The following is a 22,036-nucleotide window of genomic DNA, read 5'->3' on the forward strand; positions in this document are numbered from 1 at the left end:
AATCCTGATCTGAAGGTTGCCGGTAACAGCTGCCAACGATAGCTATCAATATCTATAGATAACTGCGGGATTTCACGGTTTGTGAAATCCCGTTTTATGTATTGGTCCTTATGTATTGGTCAGGTGAGCCATGTGTTCCAGAAGACGATCCCTTATTTTCCCGATCAATCCTCCGTCTGCATGTAGATAATCAGGAACTCCGAACAAGGAGTGAAGCACAAGGTTGGCAGCACCGACTGCTACTGCTTTTTCTGCATAACTTGAATTGCTTATACTTACTTTCCGGGGAATCTGCGGTTGATATGACCAGTTTTCTTCTATGCAATGCCGAAGCACCGGAATAATTTCTTCCGAAAATCCTTCCAGTCCTCCGCAGATATACAGACCATTTACATTGAAAGTATTGATAATCAAGGATATCTGCCGTGAAAGTTCGGTAAAGGTCCTGGTTCGAATCTCCTTGTTGCTGTGGAAATCCTGCAGATCCTTTTTGTGAACAGAGAACTGGGCATCTGGTTCACCATTCCAGAATATACTGCGGAACTCCCCGGCAAAATAATCCGGTCCATGGTATATCTGTCCCTGAAGCGCAAGTCCTATACCCACGGAGAAAGCATCTACCACAGGGGGAGTCTGACCAATCTGAACACCCGGGGTTTCGCCGAGAACAGCCATGAAATTACCGGTGTTTCCTTCCTGTGCATTGTTGAGTTCTGCCCAGGCACAGGCATTAGCATCGTTTTCAACAATAACCGGGATGCCATGGGTCTTTATTAGACTGTCTGTTAGATTCAGCTCTGAGTGAATCTGGAGAGGAATGGAATACCGTATGCTGCCCTTCCGGGTATCAATAATACCCGAAAGACCTACTCCAACTGCTGCAACAGGTACAGACACCTCTTTGACTTCTCTGCAGAGTTTTCCTATCAGTTCTGAAAGCTCAGGCAGCAGATTCTCTCTGCTTATATGATGTTTGCCGCTTTGGGAATGTAGTATTTCACCACGGAGATTTGTGAAAACAGCCTGATATGATTCCGGTCTGAACTCAATACCTAGAATACTGCCGAATCCTGTTTTTATTCTGATCAAGGTTGGCTTTCTTCCTGCGCCTGGTGCTGAATTTCCCTGTTTCCATTCTTCTATCAGGCCAAGATCAAGAAGTTTATTACTGGCATTGGTTATTGTGGATTTATCCAGCTGCAGGCATCGTGCTATTTCCGTGCGGCTGATAGCCTGCTCTTTCCAGATCAGATGGAGAATCCGTGCTAGATTCAGTTTGTTCTGTGTCTGCCTGCTGCTGAGCATCTCTATTCTCCTGTATTATATCTGAATTGTACAAACTAAGCGCCGGACAATCAATACAGCAGCTCGTGGCCTGAAAAACACCTGCATTGTTCAATGCCCCGTAGACTGTAGAACAAGATCATTCAGTGATAGCAGCTGAATTCTTGATTTCTCATCTGTCTGTTCCGGCATCAAAGCTGTAATTTCATGGATCGGACTCAGGGTTTCAAAATTCGCTTCTCCATTCGGCAGCGGCTTTCCGTCTATTTCGATCCATGCTCTGCAGATAAGGTTCTGTGCCTTGACTGATAGCTGAGGAATACCCTTGAGGTTCCTGTTGATTTTCAGTTCATAGCGTGGTGTCTCCCACTTGAACTGTCGTGGGTTGCAGAAGAATTTGCTGGATGACCACTCGAGCTTTCCTTTTCTGAACAGCTGCATATGAATACAGCTGTTATCGATATTGAATCCCTTGGGCAGCTTAACCGCCTGCAGCCTGATTGTATTCATTCCACTACCGTCAATTTCGAGGCCTTTGAATTCAAAGCTTTCAAGCAGCTTTCCGCTGCTGTGTATGCAGGACAGGACTACAGAATACATATCTTTAACAGCAGAGTCGCTGAGTAATACTGTATTGATTTTTCTACCGGAAATACTGCAGTCAAGAATAACAGGAGCAAAGATTGAACGTGTCGCATAATGCAGAGGTTTCCATAGTCCGTAATAATCTATTCCTGACCATGATGGTCCCGGCCATGAATCATTCAGCTGCCAGTAAATGGTTCCCATGCAGCGAGGTGAGTTCATGCGAAAATGTCTTATAGCTTCCCCGATACCTTCTGCCTGCATAAGTTGAGATGCATATACAAGGTGGGGGAATTGGCCGGGTTCACCGATGTATTCTCTGGTATAATGCTGGATTAATTCGTTGCCGGCATCGTTTTTCTGATGGTGATCCATTACATCTGAGTGGAGTTGCTGTTCTGTAATGTCGGCAAATTTTCGTACCGTATCCATAGATGGAAATGACTGCATTCCGAATTCTGACAGAAAACGATGGAACTGTGTAGAAAACCAGCTGAAGGGCTGACGTCCATGCCATACCTGCCAGTCGTGAACATCGCCGTGGTTGGGGCTCTGTGCCTGGATAATCCCTCCGTAGGATGAAGGAGAGGATGGCCAGTACTGTCTGTCCGGATCCAGAGCATGAACGATTTCAGGAATCCTTATTTCAAACAAGCTCAGATAATGCTGTGTGAGTTTCTCGGTTTTTGGGATATCCCAGTGATCATATGCAGCCTCCATCTCATTGTTTCCACACCAGAGAGCAAGTGAACTATGATTTCTGAGTCTTCGGACCTGGTACTCGGTCTCCTTCAGGAACTCAAACGTGAATTCTTCAGTTAGTTCATGAGCAGAACAGGCAAGCATGAAATCCTGCCAGACGAGCAGTCCAAGGCGGGTGCATTCCTCGTAGAAAAAGTCATCCAGGTAAATGCCGCCTCCCCATATTCTGATCATATTATGATTTGCTCTGCGGCAGTCCTCGAGTAGTTCTGTTATCCTGTCTCCGTTTATTCTTGTAATGAGATTGTCCTGGGGAACGTAGTTTCCCCCTCTGGCGAATATATCCCTGCCGTTAATCCGAAAATAAAAGCTGCTGCCCCACTTATCAGGTTCAGTAACCAGAGATATGGTGCGGATACCAAATTTCATCTCCATGCGGCTGCTGCCGAAGCTGTTTCTGTGTTCAATTTCTGCTCGGTATAAAACCTGTTCTCCCATACCGTTAGGCCACCAAAGCCGGGGATTCATGACAAGGAAAGATAATCGCCCTCGATCAGTGTGGATTCTCTGCTCGATAGTCTGCAGCTTTTTTCCGCCCGGCTTATAGACAGTTATTATTATCTGATCGTCAGAGAAAGTATTGCGGTCCATTGTGAAATCAAAATGAAGTACTGCTGTGTCCTTGCTGTGTACCTGACGAAGGTGCACGTCCTGCAGCGCTGCACCGGCACAGGTCTCGATTTCAATTGATCCTGCCGGGCCCATATCAGGCAGTGTTGGGCCCCAGTCCCATCCGGACATGAAATATGATTTTCTCAGATGGCCAACACCCTGGAGGCTGTGATGGGCATTCCACAAGGGAGATTCACTGTTTTTCTTTCGATAGAAGTCACTTGCTGAGGAAAAATGAAGTTCGAGGGTATTTGCTCCATTTTTCAGCACCCTGGTGATATCTATTCGGTGTTCCCGGTGCATGTTGCTCAAAGCTGCACATTCCTGACCGTTAAGAATCACGCGGCAGATGGTATCGACAGAAGACAGCACAAGAAAATGATTCAGGTCAGTGTGTTTCTGAGTCTCTGGAAGATCATAGTTGAATTTTCTGGTAAAGGAGCATCCCTGTTCGGCAAGTTCTGCATATTGAAGATCATTCTTTCCATAAAAAGGATCAGGAAGTATTCCGGCATCCAGGACGGCTGTGAATAGTGATCCCGGTACTGCTGCATTAATGGTTTGGGATAAAGCCGGGCTCTGTAAGCTCCAGCCTGTGCCGTTCAGAGATAGAGAGTGAACCTTCATACCGCCTCCTGCTGCTGTTACATGGAAAATATAATGATATATTCTTACAGTATAGTTTATTAAAATGAAAAATCCTATGTGCAGTAAAAGGATTTCTTCAAATCCGGTTTCTCCATATCTGAATTTTTTCAGGAATACCGGTTTAATCTACAGGTTCTTTCATATATGCTGGCATGATCCTGATCAATATTTACAAAGAGGGTATCGTGTTTTCAATTCTGAAAAAATTCTGGCCGTTTTCTCGTGAATACAGAGCTAATCTGATGATTGCCTCTCTATCGATGCTTTTTCTTGATTCGGTTATGTATCTCATACCGATTGGAATTGCCTATGCCACTGATCATATATTTCCGAATATCCGTGATGAAGGCATGCTGTTACAGCTCTTCTGGATCACCCTGATTATTCTTCTTGCTGGTGTGTTCCGCGGTGCGGTAGCTCATGTTATGATCCGGAATTTCTGGAGGTCAGCTGAAGGTACAGTCAAGAACATTCGGAACGCTATGTATGAAAAGTTTCAGCATCTGGATATTTCCTTTTATGATACCGCCCAGGTCGGCGATCTCATGTCCCGTGCAACCTATGATCTGCAGCTCGTACGCAACTTTTTTGCATTCGGGATTGAACATCGAATCAGAATCGTACTCGTAACCGTAACTGTACTGGCGTTCATGCTCTGGCAGGATTGGCGTCTTGCCCTGCTTGTGTATGGAATACTGCCGGTGATGTTCGCGCTTGTACTGTATTTCAGTGCGGTAATGAAACAGGCTGTAAAACAGCGTCAGAAACAGATGGGAAACCTGAATACCCGTTTGCAGGAGAATATTGCTGGTATCCGGGTGGTGAAATCCTTTGCTATGGAGAAGCAGGAGATACAGTACTTTGACCGCGAGAATTCTCTCATGCTGCAGAAGGATTCAGCTGTAGCCCTTTTGCAGGTGAATCTGAACTCTATTCTGTTGCTGACAGATGGGATTGGATCCCTTCTTATTCTACTCTTCGGTGGGTATATGGTAATCGAAGGCACAATGTCGCTGGGTGTTCTCTTGGCTTTCTTTGGTTATCTGAGTGTAATTTCCATGCCTGTACTTCTGCTCTCATTCAATACATCGCTTATAAACCAGGCGAAGGGCGCTGCTGTCAGAATACTGGAAATTTTGAATTCTCCTGATCAGCAGCGTTTTAACTGCGGCTCACTTGCTGCAGACATAGAAGGCCGTCTGAGCTTTGACAAGGTTTCATTCAGTTATACAGACGGGAGTCCGATTCTCCGTGATGTATCATTTACCATCGAACCAGGAGAGCATGTTGCCTTGTTCGGCTTGACCGGAGCAGGAAAAAGTACCCTGATTTCGCTGATCCCCCGGTTCTATATGCCTGATAGCGGCAGTATACAGCTGGACAACGCTCCTATCGAAGACTGGGACATGCATTATCTCCGTTCCCGGATTGGAACAGTGCTGCAGGAGACTTTTCTTTTTTCAGCCTCTGTGTCGGAAAATATCGCCTTCGGCAAACCTGGAGCGAGTATGAGTGAGATCCAGGAAGTCGCAAAGCATGCTCAGATACATGATTTTATTGAATCACTGCCGGAAGGCTATGATACGATGATCGGTGAATACGGGGCCGGTTTATCGGGAGGTCAGAAGCAGCGGATTGCGATTGCCAGAACCCTCCTGCAGGATCCGAAACTATTGATTCTCGATGACTGTACTTCCAGCCTTGATGCTCTAACCGAGCGGAAGATCCAGCAGCAGCTCAGACTGCTCATGCAGGGCAGAACGACAATTATTATAGCACAGAGGATCTCGACCCTGGCACTTGCTGACAGGATCATCGTTCTTGATAACGGAGCAGTGAAAGCCATCGATTCTCACGATGGTCTGCTTAAAAATAACGAGCTTTACAGGTCGATTTTTGAATCACAGACTGTTTTCAGGGGGAGTGCGATATGAGTATAGGCAACAAGCGGGCAGCTCTTGCTATTGCACAGGAGAAAGAGACTGCACAGTTCGATTGGTCACTCCTGAAGCGTCTCCTGGCTTATCTCAGGCCATATAAGCTTAGATTGGCTGTTATGTACAGCTTCGCTGCTGTGAATGTGCTCTGTGGTCTGATGATACCGGTTCTTGTAAAAATCGGTATTGATGATCATATAGCAGTAGGGGACTGGCCGGGCCTGCTGAGGACTTCAATTATCCTCTCGGTTCTTGTGTTTCTGTTGTTTGTCGGTGCGCGCATACAGGGACGTTTGATGATGAAAATTGGCTACAGGGTCCTTTACGACTTACGGGCAGACCTGTTCCGGCACCTGCAATATATGTCCTTCAAATATTTTGATACCAATAAAGCCGGCCAGATAATGAGCAGGTTGACCAACGATGTTCAGGTTCTGGAGGAACTGCTTCAGGGCGGACTGGATACAATTGTGGTAGATGTTCTGATTATTCTCGGTATAACAGTAGCCATGTTCTCTCTGGATCCCAGATTGAGTCTGATCCTGTTTTTTACCGTACCGGCATTGGTCCTGGTTGTTTTTGTTCTTCGAAGCAGGATTATAGATGCCGGCCGTGGTATACAACGGACATTGTCACTGGTGAATGCATTTCTGAATGAATCGATTTCCGGAATCAAGGTTATCCGTTCATTTTCCAGGGAAGAGGAAAACATTCAGGCATTCGCCGTGGTGAATGAGAATTATTTCACAGAAACCAAACGCTTTTATCCGCTGTTGGCCTTTTTCTGGCAAAGTGTCGCGAGTCTGAATGTGATCGGCAAAGCGCTGGTTCTGGGAGGGGGAGGTGTGCTTCTGTACTATGAGGCAATTACAATAGGGGTCATAGCAGCCTTTCTTTCCTATATCAACAGATTTTTTCAGCCCATGCAGAAGTTGAGCAATATGCTGAATCAGATGAGCCGTGCCATGGCATCTGCCGAGAGAGTTTTTGAATTGATGGATATTGCACCGGAGGTTAATGATCTTCCTGATAGTATACATGTAGAGGAACTCCGAGGCGATGTTGTCTTCAGAAATTTATGGTTCTCCTATAACCGGGAAGAGACAGTACTCAGAGATATCTCGTTCTGTGTCGATGCAGGGCAGACTCTGGCGGTAGTTGGCCCAACCGGATCGGGTAAAACAACCATTATCAGTCTGCTTTCAAGGTTTTATGACCCTGGTCATGGTGCAATTCTCGTGGATGGCTGTGATATCCGTGAATACTCACAGGAAAGCTACCGCAGCCGTATTGCCCTGGTAATGCAGGATGCCGGAATGTTCTCCGGAACGATCAGCAACGCTATACGTTACGGGAAACCGGATGCCACCAGAGAAGAAATCGAGAAGGTCGTCAAGGAGATAGGTTTTCACGAAATGGTATTAGGCATGCCGCAAGGCTATGATACGGATATAGGTGAACGCGGAGCACTGCTTTCCCTGGGGCAGAGGCAGCTGCTTGCATTTGCCAGAGCTTTGATACGAAATCCTTCCATTCTTATTCTCGATGAAGCCAGCGCATATCTGGATTCACGAAGCGAGGAGCTTGTACAGGCTGCAATGAAGCGTCTTTGTATGGGGCGAACTTCTTTTGTCATAGCTCATCGCCTGTCGACTATTCGTGATGCTGATAAAATTCTGGTTATTGATAAAGGGGTAATTCACGAATCCGGGTCTCATGATGAACTCATGGAAACCGGTGGGCATTATGCTCAGTTGATTCATACACAATACGGTGTTGTCTGATTGAGGGATACACTGTTCTAAAAAGCTGTTTTTAGTTTAGCAGCAGAGCAAAAAAAAGACCGCCTGAAAGGCGGTCTTAAATGCATACCAGGCTTTATTTTGCCTTGTAATCCAGTGATTCTTCTGTAGTGATATCGAAGAGAGCCATTCGCTCCATGTTCGGAACAAAGCGAAGCTCGTCACCAATATCGTATTTAAGGGTAGGGGCAGTACGTGCAATAATTGTGTGGTTGCCGGTATTAACATATACATGTGTTTCGGCACCAAGAGGCTCAATAACCTCAACGTTTGCACGGATACAGTCGCCATCTGGAGCCTGAGCATTGTACTCAAGGTCTTCAGGACGAATACCCATAATGAGATCCTGTCCAACATATGGTTTTGCCAGGTCTGATTTTTCACCTTTGAGAATAACCGAGAAGTTGCCTTCTGTCAGTTTGATCTTTCCACCGTCTTCAGTAACCTTTACAGTCATGAAGTTCATTGGAGGAGATCCGATGAAACCAGCAACGAAGCGGTTAACCGGCTTGTTGTACAGTGTGAGTGGGTCACCAATCTGCTGAATGTATCCGTCTTTCATAACAACGATTTTGTCGCCCATGGTCATAGCTTCAACCTGGTCGTGGGTAACGTAGATCATGGTAGCCTGAAGACGTGTGTGCAGTGCACTTACTTCAGCACGCATCTGAACCCGGAGCTTGGCATCAAGGTTTGAAAGGGGCTCATCAAAAAGGAAAACCTTTGGCTTACGAACAATTGCACGGCCAACAGCAACACGCTGTCTCTGACCACCGGAAAGAGCTTTCGGCTTACGCTCGAGCAACTCACCGATATCCAGAATACGGGCTGCTTCATCAACACGCTTCTTGATTTCTTCCTTGTTGTATTTGCGGATTTTCAGACCAAACGCCATGTTGTCATACACAGTCATGTGTGGATACAGAGCGTAGTTCTGGAAAACCATTGCGATGTCCCGGTCTTTCGGGGGCTTTTCGTTAACAAGCTCGCCATCGATCCGGAGTTCTCCTCCGGTAATTTCTTCCAGTCCGGCAATCATGCGCAGGGTTGTGGTTTTACCACATCCTGAAGGACCAACCAATACGACGAATTCCTTATCATTAATAATGAAATTCGATTCCTTAACGGCTTTTACACCGCCATCATAGACCTTTGTTAGATTTATGAGCTCAACTGTGGCCATAGAAACCTCCTATCTAGGGATTATATTATGTGCTCATGTTACGCTGGATTCAATGATCTGTCAAATTCAATTTACTGCTTTTTACTCATCTTCTCCGCGGGCGTCGATCCAGGACTGAATACGGGATTCGAGAAGTTCCTGCCGGGGTTCCTGTGGTGATTCAAGCATTTCCCTTATGGCAGGTGCGAGTACATTATTCTCGAGATCTCTCCAGTAGGACGGCAGTAAGGGAGGGAAAATCAGACGTGAAGCGACCGGTGCCTTGCCATACATCTCCGGAAAGTAGTGAGGAATTGCCTGTTCATTTGTCTTGACGATGGCCGATAAGCCACCGAACAAACCGAAGAGCGGTAAGCCCTGGCTGATCGTGTGTTCTATAAGGGCACGCTGACTGTCTTCAAGCGACAGCCATTTCAGAAAGGCTTCAGCAGCCTTCTTCTGCCTGCTTTCAGCTGGTATGGCTGCATAGATCATATTCGGTAGTACTGGAATTTTTCCCTGGTTGCCGAACCAGGCAAAATCCAGATCCTGTTTGAGATCCCCGGGAAGCCGCTGGTATTCACGCAGGTCTACAGGATAATAGTCGATGCGCCCCTGTCGTAGCAGGGCATAGTATGGAGGGTACATATAGGTGTCGCGGAATCTGTTCAGTTCACGTATCTCTGAACCGGACTGCTCTATCCAGTCCCTGAGTTCGATAATAGAATCGATCACTTCATCCGAATGCCATGCGGGGCTGCGAGGCGCGGAGAAAGCCAGCTTTATAAGCTGTGAACGCATGTACCACAGGGGGAAGTTCCTGTTCCACAGCGGAGAAAACCCTGTCCGGGTCAAACGCCGTTCGTTGGCAACCGTTTCGTATTCAAGACGGTTCAGTTCAGCAAGCTGATTCAGTCCGATTGTCAGCGGCGGTTCTCTGTTCCATTTCTGGCCATGCCAAACCATGACAGGCAGTGAAAAAGCGACCGGCAGCATTGTTCTGCCGGATTCATCAAGATAGATTTCCTTTAGCTGACTGTACATCCCGTCGGGAACATCCAGTTCAAGTGCGGAAAACCAGTTCTTTCTGTAAGCCCCTGCAGGGTTTTGTTGTATGATTAAATCCGGTGCGGGATCTGAGGAGTTCCGGTAAGCAGCAGGATCGGGAAGGGTTACCACTCTTAGCTGAATACGGCTTTGACTGGCATTGAAATATTCAGCATATATGTGCATAACCGCTTCCGATGTATGCACTCTCAGGATCGTTTCTGTCTCAGGCCTTCCTGGAAGGACTGTGATCAACAGGGCTGCAGTCAGCACGAGCAGTGCTGCCAACAGCCATAATCGTCGTTTCTGAATCATGCTCTGTTTGTATCATGATAGAGCGGCATCGGCAACGGCACTGTATAGTTCGGTCAGACTTTCAGGATCTACTCCGGCATATGCTACCCTCAGGAGACTGGTGCCGAATGCAATCACTCCGATTCCCTGATCAAGAAGCTTGTTCCGTATTTCCTCTGCCTTGCCCTCAGGACTGTGGAATGCCATGAAATAGCCTGAATTGAAGGGCAGAACCTGAAGCGGGAATGTGGGATCAGAAAACGGCTTCTCACTAATGATTTGACGTACTATTTCATAACGATGCTGAAGTAGGGTTGCTATTTCTGCTTTCTCCGCGTGATAACTGCTGTCTTCCATAGCCTTGAGAAGCAGGCTTTGACCGAGAGTATTACCGTTGGATACGTTCGATCGTATTGAACCGGTCAGTTTATCATCCCAGGCGGCAAAATGATCCTCGCTCAAACCTCTGGCTGCGACGGTAATGAAACCTATTCGAAATCCCCAGACATAATCTTCCTTGGTGGCACCGTCAATCTTGACTGCAAGTAGTCTATGATGAGCTGCGGCTGCATGTGCAAAAAGAGATTGTGTATCCGTCTGCTCATTGTAGAAAAGGCCGAAATAGGCATCATCGCAAATCAGCATAATATCCGTGGATGCCGCTGCTTCTGTCAGGGAACGGATTATTTCCGCTGATTCATTGGTATCCGGGCTGTATCCGGTGGGATTGTTGGGAAAGTTCAGCAGTATGCGGACACCACGCGCATTTTTATGCTGCTCGATGCAGGAGCGGAGGCCGTCGATATTGAACTGATTGCGGCTGTTGAAGAATGGGTAGGTTACTATATTAACACCATGCCGGACTGCAAACAGAAGCTTGTAGTTTCCCCAGAAAAGATCCGGCAATATCAATACATCTCCCGGGTCACAAAAAAGATCAGCAATCTGGCTGAGTCCATTTGTCAGTCCTGGTGTAACCATCGGCAGGCTTGTTGCAGCTGCAGCAAGGGAAGGGTTTTTTATGAGCATTTCCTGCTTCCACCGCTCGCGGAGTTTCCGGTTTCCGGGGGTAGGGCTGTAGCCTACAGTATCTTTCGGGCTGACGCCGGGCACAGCGGCATGAATGCTTCTGAGCATAATAGGTTCGCCTTTACTGTAAGCCATGCCTACAGTGGCATCAAATCTGTGTGCTCTGGCTGCGGCTTCTGCTGCCTGTGCCACAATTCCTTTCGGGAAAAACATTGCCTCTCCCAATCGGGAAAGCATGCTTCTGATAACGGTACCTTCAAGTCGCTGATTTAACTGCTCTGCTGGCTGCACGTCTAAATACCCTCCGTGCTACAGCATATCCGAGTGCGGCTGCTTTTACAAGCATAGCGCATGTGTATTCCACAGCTATGAATTGACAACAGCAGGAATATGACGTAGGTTTTTCTTATGGCAGAAAGCACTTCTCCCGCTGATGAAGTTGTAGGCTTCCTTGATAAAATACTCGCTTTTTTTGGCGGAGAAAACGATCCCGAACGCGCCAGGAAGCGGCGTTTAAAGCAACTCGGGAAAATTCTGGGAAAACAGAAATATAAATTCTACAAAGTGCGTAATTCCGAGGCACAGTCCGGGCTTGCAAAGCTGTTTTTCGAGATATACAAACTGCTTGCCCAGGCGCAGCAGATTCTTCAGGGTGCAGAGAGTTCACAGGCAATCAAGGCAATTACCATTGAATCATTTCTGGGCAATGATCTGCTGGAGCTGCAGGAACATTTCAGCGAGGATCATATCCGCAAACTCTGTGAAGCTCATGATACCAAGAAGGTTGCCTCGCTCATGAAAGATGACATGATTGCCTTTTTCGGGGCATTTGACGGCGGGACCGTCCGGGACATCCAACAGGCATACTTTCTTGTTTCAGTCTTCATCGATCTTGTTCGGTATGACTACTATTTCATGCTCAAGAAATTTGATTCCAGTATTCAGGAATATAATCTTACGTACCAGCCGAAATTCGAATCAATCAATGCAGAGTATATTGTTGATGATCTGAAAAATTTTGTTGATATTCTTCAGATGGTTCCTCAGGATGGTGATTGGGACAAGGTTTTTGATATCCTGACTGCCTATCGCGGGATAGAGCTTGTTGACCGTGGGAAATGGAAGAAGCTGCTTTCGCAGCTGCAGGGTATAAAAAAATCAGGTATTCTGGAACAGATAGTTCAGCATGCGTCGAGAGACCCTGACTTCACCCCCCTGAAGAAAGCCAGTGTGGAAAAAATAGTAGAGCCTTATCTGAGCAAAATGAAGTCCCAGACCGAGATCACTATCCAGAAGATTCTACAGGAACAACGCAACAGTAAAGTGGCCCAGCTGGTCAAGAAGGTTTTTGGTACCTCGGTTGTGGCACGCTCCAAGCATTATACGGAGAAAGCAAATGTGATGTTCTCCAAGCGGATGATGGGTGGATTCACACACACGGCAGCATTCAATTATCTCAAAGCGTTTCTGATAGATTTTTTCAAGAAGGATGTCCGGGAAGTGCATGATATTCTGGTCATCCGTGGGCAATGGTCTTCACAGATTATGTCTAATCAGCTTTCTGCTGCTTTTCATGAGCTCATGGATTTGAGTCAGAAGGTTGTTCAGTTCGATGAATCGCTATCCGAGGAAGGTGAGCTTGGAATGAAGCTCAAGAAAGCGAGCGGAAAGGTGGTTGAAAAGGATCCCTCTACTGCAAAGCTGCTCCGACAGCTGCTGGATGAGATCAACAAGACAGCTCAAACATATATCAATAATGCCGCCCAGAATCTTATACAGATGGGTAAAGGTGTAAAGGGTGTTCTTGAAGACTACGGTAACAAGAATGATCCTCTTATATTGAACTGGCGTGAGGTTGAAAATGCCTCTGAAGAGCCGATAGATGCCAGGTTAAAGGATATATACACCAGAATGTATTATTTCGTTCAGCTTCTGCAGATGTTTGTAAAGTCTTCAAGCTGAGCAGGAATCATCTTCAATTCTGAATTTCTGCTCCAGTTCGATCAGATATTGTTTCTGTTCTTTTCCGCTTCCATCGGGCTTGCTCCGAAGTGCATATGAACCTATCTCCCCTGAGGAAAGTATTACGCGATGGCATGGTATTATGATAGGGACGGGATTCCTGGCCAATGCACCACCAACTGCTCGTGCAGCATGCCGGTTGCCGATCTTGAGAGCAAGTTCTGCATAGCTGATCGTCGTCCCGTAGGGTTGTTTCTGCAACCGTGACCACACCGCCCTCTGGAAGTCGGTGCCCTTCAGTTTTACCGGTAGATCGAAACAGATTCTGGCTCCGGAGAAATACTCCTTGATCTGCTGTTCTGCTTCACCACAGGCGTATTTATTGCGTTCTGCTGTTTCAATAAATGGCGGCGGTGTATTAAGACCTATATGCAGCAGATGACCACTCTTATCGACGGATAAATAGAGTGATCCGAGGGGGGTGTCGATAATATTGTAATAGATATATCGCTGCTGCATGCAGCAAGCATACCTTATTCAGCTGTAGTGAAGGAAGAGGTGAAGGGAGCATCAAGAGGATTCTCTCCGATGTTCCTGGCTGTCTCCGGAATAATAATACGGATTGTGGCATCCTGTGGCCATCCAGCTCCCGGCGGGCTTATCCTCAGCTGGTGGAGCTCGGGCCAGTCAAACTGAAGATTGATAGGATGCACGGTATCGTTTTCTGGATCCTGCAGAATAAGTTCATCGGTTACCGTGTCCTGGTCCATGGCCGCAGAAAATACTACGAGAAGGGCCTCATCGAGGCTGCTGATCTGCTGCCGGTTTTCGAGCTTAATGGGACTTCCTTCTGTATAACTGCTTGCTTCATACATGCCAACTACAAAAGGAGTAAGGATAGGGTCGAAAGGATTGCTTCTGTCCATGACACTGAGGCCGGGTATGCCGCATGCGCCGATGCTCAGGCTGATAATGCTGAAAATCAATATCAGTCTGCCATTTTTTGCTGTCAGAGAGGTGATCCGCTTGTCCTTTAATAGTTCCATAATAGTGATACCCCGCGCGGTTCTATAATGAGTCGGCCTCCTGAGAGACCTGTGCTCCTGTTTCCTGAGAGTTCAAACTGATTTTCTTCAGCAAGCATTCGTGACTGCCTGGCCGCTGACCTTATTTGAAGCATTCCGTAGGTGATTCCTGAAATACCCAGTCCGATTCCAGCTGCACCGCCTATTCGGTAATAGATGCTTTGCTGCTGCATATCAGCATAGGCTGTGTGGGCAGAAGCGAAGTCCTGGATGCTTGATGTCTGATCAAGCTGCATGTAGACATTGTACAGATCATCTGCCTCGCGGTACATCTCCATGCCCTGGAGAGATGCCCATACTCCGCCTGAAGTTAGGGCTGCCCCCGCAAATATCGAGATAACACCACGCTGTATTGCAGCTGTGCCGGGAGGAGGGATTTCTTCAGGTTCTGCGTGAGACTGTATTCGCTGCTGTAGATCGGGTCTTGTTGATTGTGCAAACAAGCGGGAGCCTGGCAGTGCAATGAGTAGAATCAGAACTATGGCAAAACGTGGATGCAGCATCATACTGAATAGTATATCGGAAAGACTGTCGCGTTTCTGTATGTCGATGGTGCATTATTCCCTTGACTTTTATTCATTTTCACGTGAAAATTAGAAGCATTAATAATCAGTCATCAATTAATGTCTGCAATAACTGTCGACAAAAATTGTTACAACAAGGGAGCATAGAATGAAATCATCAACAGAAAAGAACAGGCGCACAAAAAGCAATGGACAATTCTGCTTCAGTGAAGAATCCAGTGTTCGAATTCGAGAGTGTAGTCAGGACAAAACCCGGGAACCCTGGCTCATGCTGCTTGCCAGAAGAAATCAGAAACCGACCAGCACCTTATGCTGGGGGCTGACAAACAGCGGAACAACATTTGCCCGTATCGGAACACAGGAGGGTGACATTCTGAACGGCTTTGTTCATGAAGATCCTTACAAGGCAAGATTGCTGGGGCCATATACCTATTTTGTCGATTCAAATGATAATTATTTCACCAACACCTGGTATCCGGTTATGCATGAAGATCAGAAACTGGAAACCGAATTTAATTTCGGATCTGTAGTATACAGAACTTCATATAAGGATCTTCGTGTCGAAACCAGTTGTTTTATACCCAATGAGTTTGATGCCCTTGTTCAGATAATAAAACTGAAGAATGAATCTGAAACCGGACAAAAATTCAGAATGTATTCGATTAACCCGATCAATATCGGTGATGCGCGTGACATACAGTTTTCCGGATTCAATACTCTCATGATGGGAGGTGCCCGGATCGACAGGGAAATTGATGCACTTGTATGGCGGAACAGCTTTGGAATCCCTTTTGCCGATAATCCCGATACCGTCAAGGGCATGTTCGGGAAACTTGCAGTTCATGTCTCATCGCTGAGTGGTTGCAGCTTCTCAAGCAGATACGAAGAATTCGTCGGGCATTTCAGTGACAGTCTGGCCTGTCCTGCGGCTTTGTTTGAAGGACCTTTGCCGGATCGAGATGCAGAAGAGCTGACAAGTGCCTTATCTGCGCTTCAGAATGAAGTTTGCCTTGCCCCGGGTGAGGAGAAAGAGATTGTGGTGGCCCTCCTGGCATCCAGTACCGAGGATTATTACCGCAACGGGAAGAAGGAACTTAAAAAACACCTTGAAGCTATCCGGGACCCGGAACGAGTGAAGGCGATGTATGCTGCCGTACGCAAGGATTGGGAAGAGGATATTGCCCGGCTGAAACTGCATGTTCCCGAAGATAATCTGTTTAATGATTCCTTTAAATGGCTGCAGTATCAGTGTGCAATGGTTGCAATTCTGAACCGGATGAAATCGCGGTATCATTCTGGTTTTGAATACGGATATGGATTCCGGGATATTCTGCAGGATCTGCTCGCCTTGCTCCCGACGAACCCGGTTCCAGCCCGGGATCTGATTGCCTTTACTGCCTGCCAGATGTTCTCTGATGGATCTGTATATCATAATTTCTTTGTATCTGCTAAAGGCAACCGGGATTTCCAGGCTTGTGATGATCCCTTGTGGCTCATATATGCGGTATGTGAATACGTCAAGGAAACCGGAGATACAGCTTTTCTGGATGAAGTACATGACTTTGCAGACAGCAAGGAAGGATTGCCTGCACGTTCAGGGACTATAATGGAGCACTGTATTGCTGCCGTGGAGCGTGTCTGGAAGAATTCTGACAATGGATTACCGCTGATGATGGATGCTGACTGGAATGATGATCTTTCGTCATACCCGCAACACCGCTCGGTAATGGCTGCCCAGATGTTGTTCAAGGCATTGAATGAAATGATTCAGCTTTTCGAGGTAGTAGATACGCATGCTGATTTACTGAATGGATACCGGCAGAGGGCAGAGACTGTCCGCAATAGCGTTGAATCCCGCTGTGTTGATCCTGAGGGACATTATATTCGAGCGCTGGCTCCCGATCCGGCAACTCAGGATCTTGGCTCGAGCAGAACTGACAAGCTTGTTTTTCTTGAGCCGATTGCCTGGTCATCTTTCAGCGGCCTGGCAGACAAGAAGCGCTTCGATGTTCTGAAAAAAACCGTTGAAGATAATCTCGATGACAAGTACGGAATATCCCTCTGTCAGGGTGACCGTGGACTTGCAGACGGGGCACTGCCATTAGATTATTCTGCCTGGAAACGCAATGCTCCCGGAAAAAAAGAAAATGGCGGTCAGTTCAGGCATCTGGAATCGTGGTACATGGCTTCTCTCTGTCTGAATGGTTATGGGAATGAGGCCTGGGAAGTTTGCCGGAAGACGCTTCCGGCGGTGGCGAGTAGTCATGATCCCTACAATTATGCTGCTGAGAGATTCGTGTATCCGGAATATGTCAGTGGATCTGCCAGCAACGATCATGGAAAAGCCGGGCATACCTGGCTCACAGGAACAGCCCCGACACGGCTTGGAATGATTGTTGAATACATTTTTGGAATACGGCGCGTGTATAATGGCTTGCTGATTGATCCCTGCGTTCACGAGAGCTGGAGGGAGTTCAGGGCAGAGCGTCTGTACCGCGGAACAAGATTCAGGATTACCTATAAAAACCCTGACGGAGTCCAGAAAGGCGTTGTCAGCATTCTTGTCGACGGGCAGCCGGTCCACAGCAAAACAGTAAAGGGGCAGGTTATTCCGGCAGCCTGCTGCGATGGCGGCGATCATCAGGTTGAGGTGCTAATGGGTGAGGTCAATGAAAATCGCTGAGTATGAATCATTCCTTGAGAATATATCGACGGAGATTGAAGGTCTCAGGAAGCGCTCTGTATTCCTGGTGACAGATCTGATAAAAGGTGGCGAGCTCGATGACCCTGAGTACAGGGAGTACAACGCCACGGTTTTTACAGGTGAACAGCTGGTCTATACACATGCTCTGCTTGTTTCGGATTTCCTTGTATCCGGTTCCGCTCCACTGCTTGTCGATTTTCCGAAAGCAATTGAGCTTTATGTTCGGGCAGGTGCTGGTTCGGTTTCGAATGCGGAGAAGGCTTTGAAGCTTTCCCGGATCAATTTTCTTGGTACTGATGGAATGCGGGGGCGGGTGGGGAATAACTCATCCGCGAAGTCGGTGTTTGCGGAGTATCTCGAAGAGAATCTATTTTCTCCAGGACTGGTAGAGCTCATGAGCGCAGCATTTTCACGGATGCTGATTGCCGCCGGGACTGCTTCCGAGGGTGATCAGATCTGTGTTGGCAATGACGGCAGAGACAGGGCTGTGGGTGGCTTGCTGGTTAAAGCAATGCATAGGGGTTTCAATGCCGGGGGAATGAAAGTGCTGGATCAGGGGATCATGCCAAGTCCCTTTGTTCCGTATCAGGTGCTGAAGCGAGGATTGCCCGGAGGCGCGGTTTTGACTGCCAGCCATAATCCATCGAATCAGAATGGTATAAAATTCTTTGTTGGAGGGAATAAACTTCTACCAGAGGGTGTAGTGGGCGAATACAGTCTTTCTGCCTGGATGTACCGCTGTTACAGGGACAAGCTACAGTTCCCGGCTGCAGAATATGAGTGTCTGCATTCAGCCGGGCAGGAAGCCCTGGAGTTTATGATTGATTCCTTACCGCATGATCTGGGAGTGGTGCTCGGTGACTGCAGGATAGTCCTGGATAACGCTAATGGTGCATACGAAGAGTTGGCCGGGAAGATAACCGAGCACTTTCAGCTACACAGCACTACTGTCAACGGCAGAGCTGATGGCGGAAATATTAATGAAGCCTGCGGGGTTGCAGAAATTGAAGGTACTGATTTTTTCACTGCAGAGGATTATACCAGATCCATAGCAGTAGTTCAGCGGGTCTTCGACATCGGCAGGTCAGAAGGGAACTGTTGGGGAATAGTCCTTGACGGTGATGGTGACAGAGCTTTTGTTCTGCTGTACTGCGGAACAGATGACAGGGTCTACGTTCTGAACGGAGACCGCTGCGGCTATCTGCTTGCTGCTTACCTGGAGAAAACATCGGACTCGACTTTTGTCTGTACCGTCGAGTCGGATCTTATGACCTCGTATCATGCCGCCAGAACCCTGGGATTACGGACTGAAACCAGCAGTGTAGGAGATAAGTGGATAGCTGCCTATCCGCCTGAATCACTGTTGATTGGTCTTGAAGCTTCAGGACACATTATTATGCCTCTTCCGCTGGTAGATATACACGGCAAAAAGAAGTATCTCGCATCCGGAAATGGAATGCTGACGGCTCTCATGACTCTGTATGCTGTTCATGCAGGCAATTTGACTATCCCTGAAATAATCGAGCCCTTTGAACCTGGTTTTACTTATACTGCATATACGTATCTCTCAGACCGCTCACGTTTTTACCGGGACAGCACTGTCTGGAAAAAGGATGTCAAGCTGATTGAGGATGGCCTCGAGAGACTCAAACAGAGAGATCCAGGGCTGAAGAACAGCAGGATCCATTTTCCTGAAAAAGAGGATGCACATATGCTGTATGCAGTGCTGGAAACCGATGGCCTTGTCTCTGCCGCAGTTTTTTGTCGCAATTCCGGAACGGAGGAGAAAACAGCTGTCTATGCGCAGGGACCCCGGCGGCTTGCTGATGAACTGCGGTTTATAGCCGAAAGGGTCTCCGAATATCATCAGTCGGTTCTGAAAAATACAGAGCGCCAGGAGTACCGTTGGGAACAGCTTCTTATGTCCGGGCTCTCGCTCAGAGGGCAGCTTTCTATCGCAGAACTGCATGAAATAATAGAACAGGATACCGGTTCCCCGGCTGCTGATTCCGATCTTATGGCGCTTGTATATGGCATGAGGAAGGAGCGCAGGGTGGTACTGGATTCCGGTCTTATAAAACCTTCAGCAACAAGGAGTCATGAATGAATACATATGGAAAATTCAACGAACAGGATCAATTTGAAATCAATCGGCCGGACACACCTGAACCATGGCTGCATTACCTTATTCGTCCAGGACAGCCGGGGACGGAGACCTTCTGCAGCGGGGTAAGCTATGCCGGTGGTGGTTTTGATGTAAAAGGAACGCATGAGAATACCTTCGTAGACACACAGCTGCACCTGAATGACAAGGACGATATGGGCCGCTATGTCTATGTGCATGATAGAGATACTGACGAGCTGTGGTCAAGCAGCTGGCAGCCGGTGCGGAATCCTGATCAGATAATGAAAACAACGCTGGGATTCGGCAGCATGGTATTTGATTCATCATGTGCAGGAATTGAATCGCTTCTGACCATGATAGTTCCGAAGGATTTCGATGGCTGGATTCAGAATATCGTCATCCGCAATACGACAAACCGGGTGCGAAGACTTGGTTTGTATCCATTTGTACCGGTACATATGGGCGATGCCCTGGCACGGCTTCTTGCAGGAGATAATGACGGCTTTTTCGGAGGTGCTGCCTGGGATCAGGACCTGCAGGGTATTGTATTTCGAAGACATCATGGCGCTCCGCTCAGGGATGATCCCGAAAAGATAAACGGTATGCTCGGCAATGTAGCTCTGTTTTATTCGACTCTGAATACAGCGCAAACCAGCTATGAAACCAGTCTGGAAGCTTTTTATGGTGACAGATTTCATGATCAGAGTAACCCGGCTTCCATTCAGTCAGGGAGCTTGTCGAAAACCGATACTCCTTATTTGAGACGGACCTGCGGTGTGTTTCAGCACGAGATTGAGCTTCAGCCGGGTGAAGAACTGGAATTCGCGGTAGCTTTTGTTGCAGGCAGCACCCAGGATTATTACCTGAACGGCAAAAGTGAAATGCGGCGCATTCTGGACTGGGTCCGGGATGCTGGCGCGAGAAAGAAGATGCAGCAGAATGTCAGCCAGTATTGGGAGGAGCATCTCGGGCTTCTTGAAATCAGGACTCCTGATGTTCAGATCAACCGCGGCTTCAAGTGGCTGCAGTACCAGTGTGAAATTGTATATGTTCTGAATCGTATGAAATCGCGCTATCACACCGGCTATGAATATGGCTGGGGTTTTCGGGATATTCTGCAGGATGTGCTTTTTTACCTGGCATATGATCCCGGGAGTGTGCGCGCTGCCTTGCTGCATATAAGCACCCAGATGTTCAGCAGCGGTATCTGCTATCATAATTTCTTCATTGATCAGCCGGGGAACAAGGCTGTTGAGGCATGTGATGATCCAATCTGGTTTCCGAATGCTATTGAGAAATACTGCAAGGAGACCGGTGATTTTTCCATACTCGATGAGCTGACGGACTACGCAGAGGTTCATGAGGGAACAGCCGGAGTACAGGGCAGCATTCTTGAACACTGCTGTGCTGCACTGGATAGAGTCGAAGCTGATTGCAGTGAGCGTCATTTGCCCTTTTTGAAAGACTGTGACTGGAATGACGACCTGAATATTCAGCGGATACAGGGGCAGCCGAACCGCAGTATGGAGTCGGTAATGGCGGCTCTGCAGTATTACCGGGTCCTGCTGGACACCGCCGCATTGTTCGAGGCCGCAGGAAAACTACCGGAAAAATCGGCTGAATTCAGGGAACGTGCGGACAGGCTTCATGCAGCCATCGCTGCTCACGCACTGGATGTCGAGGGTTACTACAAGCGGGTTTTGTTTCTGGATCCGGAGCAGGAAGATCTCGGGAGCAGTTCGAATACCTATGGAAGAATCTTCCTCGAACCCCAGGTTTTTGGTATTCTCAGCGGTGTTGCGGATTCAGACCAGGCAACTGTATGTCTGCAGGCTGTGGAGAAATACCTGGATACTGATTATGGGGCCATGCTGTGCTGGCCGGTGTTTACTGATCTTTCTGAGCATGATACCTTGCCGCAGCGGAGCTGGAACATAGAGAAAGAGCCACCGGCAATGAAGGAAAACGGTGGTATTTTCATGCATGTCAACGCCTGGTTGATTCAGGCTTACTGTATGACCGGTCAGGGAAAAAAGGCATGTGAGTTATATAAGAGGATACTGCCTGAAAACCTCAGTTCGGATCAGGATCGATATAAATCCGAACCCTATGTCTATCCTGAGTATGTAAGAGGGAAGGGGATAGACAGCTTCGGCCGCGGGGGGCATACTTGGCTGACCGGAACTGCCCCGACCATGCATCAATCCTTGATTGAGCACATACTCGGTCTGCAGCCGGATTTTGACGGATTACGAGTAAACCCCTGTATCGATCCGGAATGGAAAGAATTCTCGATTGTCAGGAGATTCAGGGGAGCTGACTACAGCATAACTGTCCGGAATCCGGATTCCTGCATGCAAGGCGTCAAGTCTATGTGTGTTGACGGTCAGGAAATTGCCGGATCATTGCTGCCGGTCTTTGAAGACGGAAAGCTGCATACAGTGCTGGTGATCCTTGGAGAATCTGCATAATGT

The 22,036-nt window shown here is 47.6% G+C and carries 14 protein-coding genes; 6 read left to right on the forward strand and 8 right to left on the reverse strand.

Annotated elements, in window-relative coordinates; genetic code table 11:
• Positions 1 to 108: 108 nt before the first annotated feature.
• Positions 109 to 1,305, reverse strand: a complete 1,197-nt coding sequence (locus ACYQ2L_RS03160) for an ROK family transcriptional regulator (protein ID WP_460050956.1) — start codon at positions 1,303 to 1,305, stop codon at positions 109 to 111.
• 90 nt (positions 1,306 to 1,395) lie between these two features.
• Positions 1,396 to 3,870 (reverse strand): glycoside hydrolase family 2 protein, encoded by a 2,475-nt coding sequence (locus ACYQ2L_RS03165; protein ID WP_460050958.1) that lies wholly within the window; start codon positions 3,868 to 3,870, stop codon positions 1,396 to 1,398.
• A 173-nt stretch (positions 3,871 to 4,043) separates the two neighbouring features.
• Here ACYQ2L_RS03165 and ACYQ2L_RS03170 point away from each other — a divergent pair, with 173 nt between their 5' ends.
• Both ACYQ2L_RS03170 and ACYQ2L_RS03175 read left to right on the forward strand, forming a co-directional pair.
• Entirely contained in the window at positions 4,044 to 5,825 is a 1,782-nt protein-coding gene (locus ACYQ2L_RS03170; protein WP_460050960.1) for an ABC transporter ATP-binding protein, read from the forward strand.
• Positions 5,822 to 7,612 (forward strand): ABC transporter ATP-binding protein, encoded by a 1,791-nt coding sequence (locus ACYQ2L_RS03175; protein ID WP_460050962.1) that lies wholly within the window; start codon positions 5,822 to 5,824, stop codon positions 7,610 to 7,612. Before ACYQ2L_RS03170 ends, ACYQ2L_RS03175 begins: the two co-directional genes overlap by 4 nt.
• Positions 7,613 to 7,706: 94 nt before the next feature.
• Here ACYQ2L_RS03175 and ACYQ2L_RS03180 read toward each other — a convergent pair whose 3' ends face one another.
• From ACYQ2L_RS03180 to ACYQ2L_RS03190, 3 genes are all read right to left on the reverse strand, one after another.
• A complete protein-coding gene (locus tag ACYQ2L_RS03180) occupies positions 7,707 to 8,813 on the reverse strand; it encodes an ABC transporter ATP-binding protein (protein WP_460050964.1) in 1,107 nt (368 codons plus the stop codon).
• Between the two features lie 81 nt (positions 8,814 to 8,894).
• Positions 8,895 to 10,154: a hypothetical protein gene (locus ACYQ2L_RS03185; protein WP_460050966.1), complete on the reverse strand. Its 1,260-nt coding sequence runs from the start codon at positions 10,152 to 10,154 to the stop codon at positions 8,895 to 8,897.
• 12 nt (positions 10,155 to 10,166) lie between these two features.
• On the reverse strand, positions 10,167 to 11,453 hold the full coding sequence (locus ACYQ2L_RS03190) for an aminotransferase class I/II-fold pyridoxal phosphate-dependent enzyme (RefSeq protein ID WP_460050968.1): 1,287 nt from the start codon (positions 11,451 to 11,453) through the stop codon (positions 10,167 to 10,169).
• A 117-nt stretch (positions 11,454 to 11,570) separates the two neighbouring features.
• On the opposite strand from ACYQ2L_RS03190, the gene ACYQ2L_RS03195 reads away from it, so the two are divergent.
• Positions 11,571 to 13,124 carry a DUF5312 family protein gene (locus ACYQ2L_RS03195; protein ID WP_460050970.1) on the forward strand — a complete coding sequence of 518 codons (1,554 nt, stop codon included), beginning with the start codon at positions 11,571 to 11,573 and terminating at the stop codon, positions 13,122 to 13,124.
• Here ACYQ2L_RS03195 and ACYQ2L_RS03200 read toward each other — a convergent pair.
• Genes ACYQ2L_RS03200 through ACYQ2L_RS03210 form a run of 3 tightly spaced genes read right to left on the reverse strand, consistent with a single transcriptional unit; the run spans position 13,116 to position 14,715 of the window.
• Positions 13,116 to 13,643: a methylated-DNA--[protein]-cysteine S-methyltransferase gene (locus ACYQ2L_RS03200; protein ID WP_460050972.1), complete on the reverse strand. Its 528-nt coding sequence runs from the start codon at positions 13,641 to 13,643 to the stop codon at positions 13,116 to 13,118. The genes ACYQ2L_RS03195 and ACYQ2L_RS03200 overlap by 9 nt on opposite strands.
• Before the next feature lie 14 nt (positions 13,644 to 13,657).
• A complete protein-coding gene (locus ACYQ2L_RS03205) occupies positions 13,658 to 14,170 on the reverse strand; it encodes an Ig-like domain-containing protein (RefSeq protein ID WP_460050974.1) in 513 nt (170 codons plus the stop codon).
• Positions 14,158 to 14,715, reverse strand: coding sequence for a hypothetical protein (locus ACYQ2L_RS03210; RefSeq protein WP_460050976.1), 558 nt, complete (start codon positions 14,713 to 14,715; stop codon positions 14,158 to 14,160). Before ACYQ2L_RS03210 ends, ACYQ2L_RS03205 begins: the two co-directional genes overlap by 13 nt.
• Positions 14,716 to 14,881: 166 nt before the next feature.
• Here ACYQ2L_RS03210 and ACYQ2L_RS03215 point away from each other — a divergent pair, with 166 nt between their 5' ends.
• From ACYQ2L_RS03215 to ACYQ2L_RS03225, 3 genes are read left to right on the forward strand one after another with little or no spacing between them, the layout of a single operon-like run.
• On the forward strand, positions 14,882 to 17,416 hold the full coding sequence (locus tag ACYQ2L_RS03215) for a GH36-type glycosyl hydrolase domain-containing protein (protein WP_460050978.1): 2,535 nt from the start codon (positions 14,882 to 14,884) through the stop codon (positions 17,414 to 17,416).
• Positions 17,403 to 19,544, forward strand: a complete 2,142-nt coding sequence (locus ACYQ2L_RS03220) for a hypothetical protein (protein WP_460050980.1) — start codon at positions 17,403 to 17,405, stop codon at positions 19,542 to 19,544. Before ACYQ2L_RS03215 ends, ACYQ2L_RS03220 begins: the two co-directional genes overlap by 14 nt.
• Complete coding sequence (locus ACYQ2L_RS03225; protein ID WP_460050982.1) at positions 19,541 to 22,033, forward strand: GH36-type glycosyl hydrolase domain-containing protein; 2,493 nt, start codon at positions 19,541 to 19,543, stop codon at positions 22,031 to 22,033. Before ACYQ2L_RS03220 ends, ACYQ2L_RS03225 begins: the two co-directional genes overlap by 4 nt.
• Positions 22,034 to 22,036: the final 3 nt, after the last annotated feature.

This window comes from Spirochaeta dissipatitropha (genome assembly GCF_054657935.1).